Genomic DNA, 317 nt, shown 5'->3' on the forward strand with positions numbered 1-317 from the left:
GCCTGGTGGTGCTCGGTGACGACGACCGACTTGCCGGAGTCGACGAGCCGGTCGAGGAGCCCGAGCAACTGCTCGACGTCGGCGAGGTGGAGGCCGGTGGTCGGCTCGTCGACTCCGGCAAGTCGGTCGTCGTCACCGAGCACCACCAGGCGGTCATGGCCCACGCCGACTGGATCATCGACCTCGGCCCCGGCGCAGGCCACGACGGCGGCCGGATCGTCTTCGAAGGCACCCCCGCCGACCTCGTCGCCGACCGCTCCACCCTCACCGGTGAGCACCTCGGTGGAGGCCGGTGGTCGGCTCGTCGACTCCGGCAA

Annotated in this window: 1 pseudogene; it reads left to right on the forward strand. The window is 71.6% G+C overall.

Going from position 1 to position 317, the window contains the following annotated elements:
- A pseudogene (locus tag AB8Z75_RS35365) lies at positions 1 to 317 on the forward strand (hypothetical protein); the annotation flags it as partial.

It is taken from the genome of Streptomyces sp. PU-14G, assembly GCF_041028275.1.
Taxonomy (GTDB): Bacteria; Actinomycetota; Actinomycetes; order Streptomycetales; family Streptomycetaceae; genus Streptomyces.